Annotated in this window: 11 protein-coding genes; 7 read left to right on the top strand and 4 right to left on the bottom strand. The window is 53.8% G+C overall.

Annotated elements, in window-relative coordinates; genetic code table 11:
* The 4 genes from cyoA to ACN28Q_RS06570 all read right to left on the bottom strand — a co-directional run bounded on the left by cyoA (position 1) and on the right by ACN28Q_RS06570 (position 3,761).
* On the bottom strand, positions 1-960 hold the full coding sequence (cyoA, locus tag ACN28Q_RS06585; RefSeq protein ID WP_095845608.1) for a cytochrome o ubiquinol oxidase subunit II: 960 nt from the start codon (positions 958-960) through the stop codon (positions 1-3).
* A 427-nt stretch (positions 961-1,387) separates the two neighbouring features.
* Positions 1,388-2,866, bottom strand: coding sequence for a muropeptide MFS transporter AmpG (ampG, locus tag ACN28Q_RS06580; RefSeq protein ID WP_095845607.1), 1,479 nt, complete (start codon positions 2,864-2,866; stop codon positions 1,388-1,390).
* Between the two features lie 55 nt (positions 2,867-2,921).
* Entirely contained in the window at positions 2,922-3,500 is a 579-nt protein-coding gene (locus ACN28Q_RS06575; protein ID WP_095845606.1) for a lipoprotein, read from the bottom strand.
* A 12-nt stretch (positions 3,501-3,512) separates the two neighbouring features.
* The gene (locus ACN28Q_RS06570) at positions 3,513-3,761 is read right to left on the bottom strand and encodes a hypothetical protein (RefSeq protein WP_131929011.1); all 249 of its coding nucleotides are present in this window, start codon (positions 3,759-3,761) and stop codon (positions 3,513-3,515) included.
* Positions 3,762-3,835: 74 nt separating this feature from the next.
* On the opposite strand from ACN28Q_RS06570, the gene bolA reads away from it, so the two are divergent.
* From bolA to hupB, 7 genes are all read left to right on the top strand, one after another.
* Positions 3,836-4,150, top strand: a complete 315-nt coding sequence (bolA, locus tag ACN28Q_RS06565) for a transcriptional regulator BolA (RefSeq protein ID WP_095845605.1) — start codon at positions 3,836-3,838, stop codon at positions 4,148-4,150.
* A 360-nt stretch (positions 4,151-4,510) separates the two neighbouring features.
* On the top strand, positions 4,511-5,812 hold the full coding sequence (tig, locus tag ACN28Q_RS06560) for a trigger factor (protein WP_095845604.1): 1,302 nt from the start codon (positions 4,511-4,513) through the stop codon (positions 5,810-5,812).
* A 221-nt stretch (positions 5,813-6,033) separates the two neighbouring features.
* Entirely contained in the window at positions 6,034-6,492 is a 459-nt protein-coding gene (tnpA, locus tag ACN28Q_RS06555; protein ID WP_121572405.1) for an IS200/IS605 family transposase, read from the top strand.
* Positions 6,493-6,956: 464 nt separating this feature from the next.
* Positions 6,957-7,580, top strand: a complete 624-nt coding sequence (gene clpP / locus ACN28Q_RS06550) for an ATP-dependent Clp endopeptidase proteolytic subunit ClpP (RefSeq protein ID WP_095845603.1) — start codon at positions 6,957-6,959, stop codon at positions 7,578-7,580.
* A gap of 156 nt (positions 7,581-7,736) precedes the next feature.
* The gene (gene clpX / locus ACN28Q_RS06545) at positions 7,737-9,008 is read left to right on the top strand and encodes an ATP-dependent protease ATP-binding subunit ClpX (RefSeq protein WP_095845602.1); all 1,272 of its coding nucleotides are present in this window, start codon (positions 7,737-7,739) and stop codon (positions 9,006-9,008) included.
* Positions 9,009-9,327: 319 nt separating this feature from the next.
* A complete protein-coding gene (gene lon, locus ACN28Q_RS06540; RefSeq protein ID WP_095845601.1) occupies positions 9,328-11,682 on the top strand; it encodes an endopeptidase La in 2,355 nt (784 codons plus the stop codon).
* A gap of 214 nt (positions 11,683-11,896) precedes the next feature.
* Positions 11,897-12,169 (top strand): nucleoid-associated protein HU-beta, encoded by a 273-nt coding sequence (gene hupB / locus ACN28Q_RS06535; RefSeq protein WP_095845600.1) that lies wholly within the window; start codon positions 11,897-11,899, stop codon positions 12,167-12,169.
* Positions 12,170-12,171: the final 2 nt, after the last annotated feature.

Raw genomic sequence — 12,171 nt, 5'->3', positions numbered from 1 at the left:
TTATTCCTCGGCTCCGGCGTGAGCGTGTTCACCCATGTCCATACCCTGGCTCATGTCCATACCTGCATGCGCGTTGGCTTCTGCCGGTGCGCCGTGGTGCATGTGCATGTCGCCCATGAATTTGGCAATAGTTTCTTTGAACAAATTCGGTTTGACACTGGAGAAGTACTCAACCGGGTTGTTTTCACTCGGCTCTGCCAGTTTGTTAAAGTCGTCGGTGGTATTAAGGTTGTTAGACGATTCTTTCACCTTGGCTACCCACTGGTCGAAGTCGCCTTCGGTTGGGGTGACAATCGCGGTGAATTTCATGCCGGAGAACCCGCGGCCGCTGAAGCTGCTGGAAATACCTTTGTATTCGCCTGCTTCATTGCCGATCAGGTGCAGTTTGGTCTGCATCCCGGCCATCGCATAAATTTGCCCACCTAACTGAGGAATAAAGAACGAGTTCATTACCGAGTTAGAGGTGATCTTGAATTCGACGGGAACGTCTTTCGGGAAAGCCAGTTCATTAACGGTCGCAATCCCTTGTTCTGGGTAGATGAACAGCCATTTCCAGTCAAGCGACACCACTTCGATCGTCATCGGCTTTTTGTCGGAGACAATCGGCTTGAACGGATCCAGCGCGTGGGTCGTTTTCCAGGTGATGGTGCCCAGGATAGCGATGATAATGATAGGAATGGTCCAGACGACAGCTTCAATCTTGTTGGAGTGTGACCAGTTCGGACTGTATTTGGCGTCTTTGTTGGAGGAACGATACTTCCAGGCAAAGGCAAACGCCATAAAGATAACTGGTATCACCACGATCAGCATCAGCGCGATCGCAGTGAGTATCAGTGTCCGTTGTTCAACGCCTATTGCTCCCTTGGGATTCATCAGCACGGTATCACAGCCACTGAGCAATACAGTGGATGCAATTAATGACAGCATCCCAATACTTTTATTGTATTTCTTAAGTCTCATCTAACGACCTCAATTACAAAGGCTCTATTGTCGTTTCATGTGTGCGGGCATTTTACGGGAAGGTTGCAACACTGTAAACACGCTTCAAGGAGTGTCAGTGCCTTGTTGACACTTTCTGTTAAGGGTGTCACAGATGTTACTGTTGAGTGACAATTACCAATAGCAACAATGTGTTGCCGTAGTGCATTGCCATACTCTGGCCGTATGTTCAGGAAAAGCAACGGTTATGGGCGACTATACGCTTTACCGACTATGTTTTAAACAAAAACGGAAGTATATTTAATGTAAAATAAATGTAGTTAAAAGGTGTATTTATTTTTATTTTTTTGCTGGCGTTTGTGGATGAAAATAATTAGGGCGATTCTTTTTAAATAAATTTGGTTACGACATATTTTGCGGCAGCCGGAAAAACCGGCCGCCGCAGGTATTACGCCAGGCGGGTGCGGCGCAGCGCCAAATAGTCGAGCAGGCTGCCCATCGCAATGCCGGCTACGCTCAGGATAGCGCCGGCCTCTAACGTGTTATCGGCAAGCGCCGGCAGGTTGAGCCAACCCAGCGCGTTGCCGATCAACAGCAACAGCCAAAGCCCCAGTAGGGCACACCCGGCGGTGAGCAGGCGCAGCGCCCAACGGTAGGCATTGCGGTACTCGGTGCGCGGCAGGAAGCCGTCGGTGTTCTGGGTGTATTCCAGTGTTTGCCGGCATACCGCCAGCAGGAACAGCCCCGGCAGCGCGGCAGCGATAGAAAACAGATAAAACAGCGGCCAGCCATGCGCTTCAACGAACCAACCGGCGATCGGCCCGACGTAAACGCGGCCAACGGCGGAAAGGGCGGAGAGCAAAGCAAACTGGGTGGCGGAGAAGGATTTGTTACACAGGGTCATCAGCAAGGCGACAAAGGCCGCCGTGCCCATGCCGCCGCACAGGTTTTCCAGGAAGATGGCGCTGCCCATGGTGATGATGTTTTTATCGGTCACCGACAGGACCCAATACCCCACGTTTGATATCGCTTGCAGGATGCCGAACAGCATCAGGGCGCGGAACAGCGTCAGGCGTTGCATCAGCACCCCGCCGAACAGCGCACCGACAATAGTGGCGAACAGCCCGAGGGTTTTGTTCACCAGCCCCACTTCCCCAGCGTCGAAACCAACGCCGCGGATCAAAAACGTGGTGCTCAGGCTGCCCGCGAAGGCATCCCCCATCTTATACATGACGATCAGCAGCAGAATGAGCCAGGCATTATTGCGGGCGAAAAAATCCCGCAGCGGCGCGACCACAGCTTGTTCCATACTGCGTGGCACCGGCACCTGCTCATCCGGCTCGGGCGCCATCAGGGTGGCGACTATGCCGATCAGCATCAGCGCGGCCATCAGCCAGTAGGTCGCCTGCCAGCCAAGGTAGCGATCCGCCAGCCAGAGCGCCAACCCGCCGGATACCAGCATAGCCAGCCGGTAGCCCAGCACCGAGATCGCCGCACCGGCGCCGCGTGCTTCCGCGCTTAGCAGATCGGTTTTATAAGCATCGAACACAATATCCTGTGAGGCGGAACAGAAGGCCACTAGCACGGCCAGCGCCGCCAGCCACCACAGGTGCTGTGCGGGCTGCATAAAGCCCATCGCCACAATGGCCGCCACCAGGAGCAGTTGGCTGATGAGCAGCCAGCCGCGACGCCGGCCGAGAAACGGCGGCGTGTAGCGATCCATAAAGGGTGACCAGAGGAACTTGAAAACATACGCCTGCCCGACCAAGGAGAAAATCCCAATGGTCTTCAGATCGATGTTTTCAACGGTCATCCAGGCTTGCAGTGTGCCGGAGGTCAGGGCCAGGGGCAGGCCTGAAGCAAAGCCCAGCAGCAGAAGAATGGCGGAGTTACGCTGGGTGAAGATATTCAGATACTGTTTCGACATGGGATCCTTGTCTGCGCCGCCCGATGCTCCGGGCGGCAATTAAGGCATTGACTGATTAACGCGCGTTCTGCTTGATGAAATCACTGACGCTGGTGTCTTGCGCCATATCGGCGATGACATCGCCCAGAACGGTATTGACCGCGCTGGTGATCTTGTCGTTGTTGGCGGTGAAGGCACCCTGCACGTTATAGGTAGAACGGTAGTTTTTCACCTGTTTGCTGCCGTTTTTCGCCTGAACGATGATTGAAATATCCGCCTTGGTGGTGATGTTGTAGCGCAGGTTCCCTTCAGAAACGTCGGCGTACAGGTTGTTCACCACGATTTGCAGATCGGCCTGCCCATCAGGGCCAATCATATAACCGCGCGCGCCCATTTGTTTTTCAAGCACTTCTTGCAACAGGAAGCGCAGATCGCGTGAAGGCGTCAGGGTGATCAGTTGGCCGTCGCGGTTAACTTTCGCCAGTGCCTGATCCGGGCGCTGGTCTGCGCCGTTAATGCTGATGGTGATACCCTGCAAAGTAGGATCCTGCTGCGGCAGGACGATCTTCGGCGTGACGTTCAGGGTATTGCTGCTGGTGGCGCAGCCTGCAAGCATCAGGGCGGCCAACAAGGGAATACACAGTTTTTTTAGCATATTACATTCTCGTCATTCGTGGGTTGCGTTGTCGGGCGCCAGTCGGCGCAGGCCAATTAAATGGGGAAAGCTCATCATAAAAGCGCCGACATCATAGCATCGCCGCCGGCCGGGGGAAGTGTTGAACGCCGGAGGGCGGCAAATTTTTAACTGTGGTTGATGAAAACACGCTTTTTCGCCGCTCTCAATCGGAAAAAGCCCAAGCGGGCGCGTCGATTGGCGGTTTTTTCCGCGCTCTGTCGAGAAATTTTTATTGGGCATAGTCTAACCGGATGAAAAACGGCTAATATTGAGCTAGATGGCGTGTTCCTCTGCCGGCGTAGTAAGGAGATCCTATGATTCGCGAGCAAATAGAGGCAAAGTTAAGGGCGGCGTTTGAGCCCGCGTATCTGGAAGTGGTTGATGAAAGCTATCGGCATAACGTTCCGGCGGGCTCAGAAAGCCATTTCAAAGTGGTGATCGTCAGCGATCGTTTTATCGGCGAACGTTTTCTTAACCGCCACCGCGCAATTTACGGCGCGCTGGCGCAGGAATTGGCGGACGGGGTGCACGCATTGGCGTTGCATACCTATACCTTGAAAGAGTGGGAAGGGCTGCAGGATACCGTGCCGGCTTCACCGCCCTGCCGCGGTGCGGGGACGTTGGCCTGAGGGCTAAATCTGCAGGTTTCAGTGGAACTTTCCCCCTGATTTAAGGTATTACTACTGGCGAATTTTGCGACGGCCTGCGGGCCGTTTCTGTTTTTTTGATGGCGGCAGCCGTATGGCATGCAGCGCAAATGTGGCGGCAGCGGGTGTTCTTTTAGGGGAATTCGGTAAAAGTGTGAGTTTAACTTGCCTTCGCCGCCCTGCTCTCCTCGACTCCCTCCGCATGCGCCGCTATAATGTCGCGTCTATTTTTCCGGAATGGTTTCGGGACACTTCTGACATCAGGGAACTCGGTTCTTATGTGGCCGTCCTGGTTCTTGGAACGGAGTTGACCGAGCACTGTGATTTTTTTGAGGTAACAAGATGCAAGTTTCAGTAGAAACCACCCAAGGCCTTGGGCGCCGTCTCTCTATTACTGTACCCGCTGATGTCATCAGTCAGGCTGTTAAAAAAGAGTTGAACAACGCGGCGAAAAACGTGCGTATCGATGGCTTCCGTAAAGGCAAAGTGCCGATGAACATCGTTGAACGTCGTTATGGCGCTTCTGTTCGTCAGGACGTTCTGGGCGATCTGATGCAGCGCAACTTCGTTGACGCTATCATCAAAGAAAAAGTGAACCCGGCCGGTGCGCCAAACTACCAACCGGGCGAGTACAAAGAAGGTGAAGATTTCACTTTCACCGTCGAGTTCGAAGTGTATCCGGAAGTTGAGCTGAAAGGTCTGGAAACCATCGAAGTTGAAAAACCGGTTGTTGATGTGAACGATGCCGACGTTGACGCGATGCTGGAAACCCTGCGCAAACAGCAGGCGAGCTGGAAAGAAACCGATCGCGCTGTGGCTGCGGAAGACCGCGTAACCGTTGACTTCACCGGCGCTATCGACGGTGAAGAGTTCGAAGGCGGCAAAGCGGCCGACTTCGTACTGGCAATGGGCCAGGGCCGCATGATCCCAGGTTTTGAAGAAGGCTTGGTAGGGCACAAAACCGGCGAAGAATTCACCATCGACGTGAGCTTCCCGGAAGATTACCATGCGGAAAACCTGAAGGGTAAAGCCGCCAAGTTCGCTATCGTTCTGAAGAAAGTCGAAGAACGTGAATTGCCAGAGCTGACCGAAGAGTTCATCAAGCGTTTCGGCGTGGCTGACGGTTCACTCGACGGCCTGCGTGCAGAAGTGCGCAAAAACATGGAACGCGAACTGAAAGGCGCGGTGCGTAACCGCATCAAAACTCAGGCTATCGACGGCCTGATCGCTGCTAACGAAATCGACGTACCGGCAGCGCTGGTTGACGGTGAAATCGACGTGCTGCGCCGCCAGGCCGCACAGCGTTTCGGCGGCAACGAACAGCAAGCGTTGGAACTGCCGCGCGAACTGTTCGAAGAGCAAGCCAAACGCCGCGTAGTGGTTGGCCTGTTGCTGAGCGAAGTGATCAGCAGCCACGAGCTGAAAGCGGACGAAGATCGCGTTAAGGTGCTGATCGAAGAAATGGCATCTGCTTACGAAGATCCGAGCGAAGTCATCGAGTTCTACAGCAAAAACAAAGAGCTGATGAACAACATGCGTAACGTGGCGTTGGAAGAGCAGGCGGTTGAAGCCCTGCTGGCCAAAGCGAAAGTGACTGAAAAAGCCACCACGTTCAGCGAACTGATGAACCAAACTCAGGCGTAATGCCGGTAGACGCGCCTGGCGGATAGCCGCCCAGCGCTGAAACAAAAAAGCCCGTAGCTTCGGTTACGGGCTTTTCTTGTCTATGGAAAACCCCCAGCTAGGCTGGGGGTTCCGGAAAGCTTTCAGCTTTAAGCCAGTTATTAAAACCCCTTTTGATTTGTTAAAACATCTTGCGGTCTGGCAACTGCAAAAGTTCAACAAGAAATCAAAAGGGGGTCCCAATGGGGGACGAAAAGAGCTTAGCGCACACCCGATGGAACTGTAAATATCACATAGTTTTTGCGCCAAAATACCGAAGACAAGCGTTCTACGGAGAGAAACGTCTGGCGATAGGCAGTATCTTAAGAAAGCTGTGTGAGTGGAAAAATGTACGTATCCTGGAAGCTGAATGCTGCGCAGATCATATCCATATGCTTGTGGAAATCCCGCCCAAAATGAGCGTATCTGGCTTTATGGGATATCTGAAAGGGAAAAGCAGTCTGATGCTTTATGAGCAGTTTGGAGATCTGAAATTCAAATACAGAAACAGGGAGTTCTGGTGCCGGGGGTACTACGTAGACACGGTGGGGAAGAACACCGCGAAGATACAGGAATACATAAAGCACCAACTTGAAGAGGATAAAATGGGCGAGCAGTTATCGCTCCCTTACCCGGGCAGCCCGTTTACGGGCCGTAAGTAACGGAGTCTGATGCAAATGTCAGATCGTATGCGCCTGTTAGGGCGCGGCTGGTAACAGAGCCTTATAGGCGCATCAGAAAAACCTCCGGCTATGCCGGAGGATATTTATTTTTTTGCCACCTTGCTGATTAATATCAGCTTAATTATGGCAATATGCACTATATTTACTCTGTAACGGCGGCATTACGCCAGATGCTCAGGGGCGGGGTGGTCGCTGTGCCACTATGGGGCTATTAGCCTGTCAGGAAATGCGGTGATGTTATTGACGGTTGGCCTTGAAATCGCGGCCAGGCTCCCCAATTAATGTTTACTCTCACATCAAAGGGTGTTTGCCGGATAACGCACAATGACAGCAACCGTCGGCCAGGCGCGGAGTATGTCGGATTCTTGGCGTAGTCATGGTGGCCGTTCTCAAGTAGAATCGGTCGGTAAGGGTGCCAAGGCAATTTCTATTAGGAGACGGTAATGTCATACAGTGGCGAACGAGATCAATTTGCACCTAGCATGGCTTTGGTGCCAATGGTGGTGGAACAGACTTCACGCGGGGAGCGTTCTTACGATATCTATTCCCGCCTGCTGAAAGAGCGCATCATTTTTCTGACCGGTCAGGTTGAAGACCACATGGCTAACCTGATTGTGGCGCAAATGCTGTTCCTGGAAGCGGAAAGCCCGGAAAAAGACATTTTCCTCTATATCAACTCGCCGGGTGGCGTGATTACCGCAGGCATGTCAATCTATGACACCATGCAGTTTATCAAGCCGGACGTCAGCACTATTTGTATGGGCCAGGCGTGCTCTATGGGGGCCTTCCTGCTGACGGCAGGGACGAAAGGCAAGCGTTTCTGCCTGCCGAACTCCCGCGTGATGATTCACCAACCGTTGGGTGGGTTCCAGGGCCAGGCGACCGATATTGAAATTCACGCACGGGAAATTCTGAAAGTGAAGGCGCGCATGAATGAACTGATGGCGCACCATTCCGGGCAGTCATTGGAACAGATCGAGCTTGATACCGAGCGAGATCGCTTTTTGTCTGCACAAGAGGCGGTAGAATACGGCCTGGTGGACAACGTGCTGACGCACCGTAGCTAACGTGGCTTAATCCAATGCGGGCCGATTGGCTACTATAATATTCAAAGCGGGTTTGGCCCGCTTTGTGTCAGCATCATCGGCGTTCTTGGTATAGGTTTGGGCGCACGGTTGCCGTAGTTTTCCTGCGGGACAAAGACTAAAGAAGAGGTTTGACTCATGACAGATAAGCGCAAAGACGGTTCGGGAAAGCTGCTGTACTGCTCTTTCTGCGGCAAAAGCCAGCATGAAGTGCGTAAGCTCATTGCTGGGCCGTCGGTGTATATCTGCGATGAATGTGTTGATCTGTGTAACGACATTATTCGCGAAGAGATAAAAGAAGTTGCCCCGCATCGCGAGCGCAGCGCACTGCCAACCCCGCATGAGATCCGTGCGCACCTGGATGATTATGTTATCGGCCAGGAGCCGGCGAAAAAAGTGCTGGCGGTTGCGGTATACAACCATTACAAACGCCTGCGCAACGGCGATACCAGCAATGGCATCGAGTTGGGCAAGAGCAATATTCTGCTGATCGGGCCGACGGGTAGCGGTAAAACGCTGCTGGCGGAAACGCTGGCGCGCTTCCTGGATGTGCCATTCACCATGGCGGATGCCACCACGCTGACCGAAGCAGGTTATGTCGGCGAAGACGTGGAAAACATCATCCAGAAGCTGCTGCAGAAATGTGATTACGATGTGCAGAAGGCGCAGCGTGGCATCGTCTATATCGATGAAATCGACAAGATTTCCCGTAAATCAGACAACCCGTCCATTACCCGCGACGTGTCGGGCGAAGGCGTGCAGCAAGCGCTGTTGAAACTGATCGAAGGCACTATCGCCGCGGTGCCGCCGCAGGGCGGGCGTAAGCATCCGCAGCAGGAATTCCTGCAGGTTGATACCTCCAAGATCCTGTTTATTTGCGGCGGTGCGTTTGCCGGCCTGGATAAAGTCATCGGCCAGCGTGTTAACACCGGTTCCGGCATTGGTTTTGGCGCCACGGTGAAAGGCGAGGCGGAAAAGGCCAGCGAAGGCGAACTGCTGCTGCAGGCCGAACCGGAGGATTTGATCAAGTTTGGTCTGATCCCAGAGTTCATCGGCCGTTTGCCGGTGGTGGCGACGCTGAGCGAACTGAGCGAAGACGCGCTGATCCAGATCCTGAAAGAGCCGAAAAATGCGCTGACCAAGCAGTACCAGGCATTGTTCAACCTGGAAGGGGCCGAGCTGGAGTTCCGCGATGAAGCGCTGAACGCCATTGCCAAGAAAGCCATGGCGCGCAAGACCGGTGCACGTGGCCTGCGTTCCATCGTTGAAGGCGCGTTGCTGGACACCATGTATGATCTGCCGTCAATGGATGGCGTGGATAAAGTGGTGATCGACGAATCGGTGATTGCCGGCCAGTCTAAACCGCTGCTGATTTACGGCAAGCCTGAAGCACAGGCATCAGGCGAATAATTAACCAGCCAAACCAGAAAGTTATCAGAAAAATGGGGGATTTTATCCCCCATTTCCTTTTCCACACATTCTTGCCGTTGAATGTAAGAGATTCATCCCCATATACTCATTAACCAGATTTTGTGAAACGTGATACCCAATAGATTTCAACGTGCAGCATGGCGGCGGCTAAGCGCTCATTTCAACCGCTTAGTTCACTGGGCAACGGAGGCGTGAAGGTAGCCAACGCCGTGACAACTTGAAAGATGAAGGGTATAGATGCTTACGTCTCATGAGATTCCCCTCAAACCTGGCGGAAATTAAACTAAGAGAGAGCTCTATGAACCCTGAGCGTTCCGAACGCATTGAAATCCCCGTTCTGCCTTTGCGCGACGTGGTGGTTTATCCGCACATGGTGATCCCGTTATTTGTTGGCCGGGAAAAATCAATTCGGTGCCTCGAAGCGGCAATGGATCACGATAAGAAGATCATGCTGGTGGCACAGAAAGAGGCCTCAACGGATGAACCTGGCATTAACGATCTGTTTTCTGTCGGTACTGTGGCGTCGATCCTACAGATGCTGAAGCTGCCCGACGGCACGGTAAAAGTGTTGGTCGAAGGCTTGCAGCGCGCGCGTATCACGACGCTTTCCGACAGTGGCGAACACTTTGCCGCCCAGGCGGAATACCTTGAATCTCCGGCCATTGATGAACGCGAGCAGGAAGTTCTGGTGCGCACGGCCATTAATCAGTTTGAAGGCTATATCAAACTGAACAAGAAAATCCCGCCGGAAGTGCTGACGTCGCTCAACAGTATTGACGACGCCGCACGGCTGGCCGATACCATTGCCGCGCATATGCCGCTGAAGCTCAGCGACAAGCAGTCGGTATTGGAAATGTCCGACATCACCGAACGCCTCGAGTACCTGATGGCGATGATGGAGTCGGAAATCGATCTGCTGCAGGTTGAAAAACGCATCCGCAACCGCGTCAAAAAGCAGATGGAAAAAAGCCAGCGCGAGTATTATCTGAATGAGCAGATGAAGGCCATTCAGAAAGAGCTGGGCGAGATGGACGACGCGCCGGATGAGTATGAGGCGCTGAAGCGTAAGATCGAAGCGGCGAAAATGCCGAAAGACGCGCGTGAAAAAACCGAAGCGGAACTGCAGAAGCTGAAAATGATGTCGCCGATGTCGGCGGAAGCTACTGTGGTACGTGGCTACATCGATTGGATGTTGCAGGTGCCGTGGAATGCGCGCAGCAAGGTGAAAAAGGATCTGGTCAAGGCCCAGGAAGTGCTCGATACCGATCACTACGGCCTGGAGCGCGTTAAAGACCGTATCCTGGAATACCTGGCGGTGCAGAGCCGCGTCAGCAAAATCAAAGGGCCGATTCTGTGCCTGGTTGGGCCTCCGGGCGTGGGTAAAACCTCGCTGGGCCAGTCGATCGCCAAGGCGACCGGCCGTAAATACGTGCGTATGGCCTTGGGCGGCGTGCGTGATGAGGCAGAGATCCGCGGCCACCGCCGGACCTACATCGGTTCTATGCCGGGCAAGTTGATCCAGAAAATGGCGAAGGTTGGGGTGAAAAACCCACTGTTCCTGCTCGACGAAATAGACAAAATGTCGTCCGACATGCGTGGCGATCCTGCTTCTGCGTTATTGGAAGTGTTGGATCCGGAACAGAACGTGGCGTTCAACGATCACTACCTGGAAGTGGATTACGATCTGTCCGACGTTATGTTCGTCGCTACCTCGAACTCGATGAACATTCCGGCGCCTCTGCTGGACCGTATGGAAGTGATCCGTCTTTCCGGTTATACCGAAGACGAAAAGCTGAATATCGCCAAGCAGCACCTGTTGCCGAAGCAGATCGAACGTAATGCGTTGAAAAAGGGCGAGCTGACCGTCGACGACAGCGCCATCATCGGCATCATCCGCTATTACACCCGTGAAGCCGGGGTGCGTAGCCTGGAACGTGAAATTTCCAAGCTGTGCCGTAAGGCGGTAAAAGCGCTGTTGATGGATAAGACGCTCAAGCACATCGAAATCAACGGCGACAACCTGAAAGACTACCTGGGCGTGCAGCGCGTCGACTACGGCCGTGCGGACACCGAAAACCGCGTGGGCCAGGTCACGGGGCTGGCGTGGACGGAAGTGGGCGGCGATCTGCTGACCATCGAAACCGCCTGTGTGCCGGGCAAGGGCAAGCTGACCTACACCGGTTCGCTGGGTGAGGTGATGCAGGAGTCGATTCAGGCGGCGTTGACCGTGGTGCGCGCGCGCGCCGACAAACTGGGCATCAACGCAGATTTCTACGAGAAGCGTGATATCCACGTGCACGTGCCGGAAGGCGCGACGCCGAAAGACGGCCCAAGCGCCGGTATCGCCATGTGTACCGCACTGGTCTCTTGTTTGACCGGCAACCCGGTGCGCGCCGATGTGGCGATGACCGGTGAGATCACCCTGCGTGGCCAGGTATTGCCGATCGGCGGTTTGAAGGAAAAACTGCTGGCGGCGCACCGTGGTGGTATCAAAACCGTGCTGATCCCTTACGAGAACAAGCGCGATCTGGAAGAGATCCCGGATAACGTCATTGCCGATCTGGAGATCCATCCGGTTCAGAAAATCGACGAAGTTTTGAACATCGCGTTGCAAAATCCGGCCTTCGGCGCCCAGCCGGTAGCGGTAAAATAGTGATGGATCGCAAAAACCATCGATAAATCTTGCGCTGGTAAGCTATTTCGGACTTGCCAGCGTTTTTTTGTACCGCTAACTTAGGGGGCTGTCAGGCCACGTTATGTCACGCTGTGGCAGGTTATCCGGGCCTGACGGGTTTGAATAACAGCTGCGCTGTCGCAACCGTAGGGATTTTTCGGTGCGACGATAGAATTCTAGAGGGGATGGTAGAGTGAATAAGTCACAACTGATCGACAAAATTGCCGCAGATGCTGATATTTCGAAAGCGGCAGCTGGGCGTGCTTTAGATGCAATCATTGCATCCGTTACGGAATCCTTGAAGGAAGGGGATGACGTGGCTCTGGTAGGTTTCGGTTCATTTACCGTGCGTGAGCGTTCAGCCCGCACTGGCCGCAACCCACAAACCGGTAAAGAGATCAAAATTGCTGCGGCCAAAGTTCCGGCTTTCCGCGCAGGTAAAGCGTTGAAAGACGCCGTAAACTGATC

It is taken from the genome of Gibbsiella quercinecans, assembly GCF_002291425.1.
Classification (GTDB): domain Bacteria; phylum Pseudomonadota; class Gammaproteobacteria; order Enterobacterales; family Enterobacteriaceae; genus Gibbsiella; species Gibbsiella quercinecans.
This window is presented reverse-complemented; position numbering and strand designations above follow the sequence as displayed.

Coding starts and splice junctions, on each gene's coding strand:
- cyoA (WP_095845608.1), bottom strand. CDS start 960: ATGAGACTTAAGAAATACAATAAAAGTATTGGGATGCTGTCATTAATT.
- ampG (WP_095845607.1), bottom strand. CDS start 2,866: ATGTCGAAACAGTATCTGAATATCTTCACCCAGCGTAACTCCGCCATT.
- ACN28Q_RS06575 (WP_095845606.1), bottom strand. CDS start 3,500: ATGCTAAAAAAACTGTGTATTCCCTTGTTGGCCGCCCTGATGCTTGCA.
- ACN28Q_RS06570 (WP_131929011.1), bottom strand. CDS start 3,761: ATGCCCAATAAAAATTTCTCGACAGAGCGCGGAAAAAACCGCCAATCG.
- bolA (WP_095845605.1), top strand. CDS start 3,836: ATGATTCGCGAGCAAATAGAGGCAAAGTTAAGGGCGGCGTTTGAGCCC.
- tig (WP_095845604.1), top strand. CDS start 4,511: ATGCAAGTTTCAGTAGAAACCACCCAAGGCCTTGGGCGCCGTCTCTCT.
- tnpA (WP_121572405.1), top strand. CDS start 6,034: ATGGGGGACGAAAAGAGCTTAGCGCACACCCGATGGAACTGTAAATAT.
- clpP (WP_095845603.1), top strand. CDS start 6,957: ATGTCATACAGTGGCGAACGAGATCAATTTGCACCTAGCATGGCTTTG.
- clpX (WP_095845602.1), top strand. CDS start 7,737: ATGACAGATAAGCGCAAAGACGGTTCGGGAAAGCTGCTGTACTGCTCT.
- lon (WP_095845601.1), top strand. CDS start 9,328: ATGAACCCTGAGCGTTCCGAACGCATTGAAATCCCCGTTCTGCCTTTG.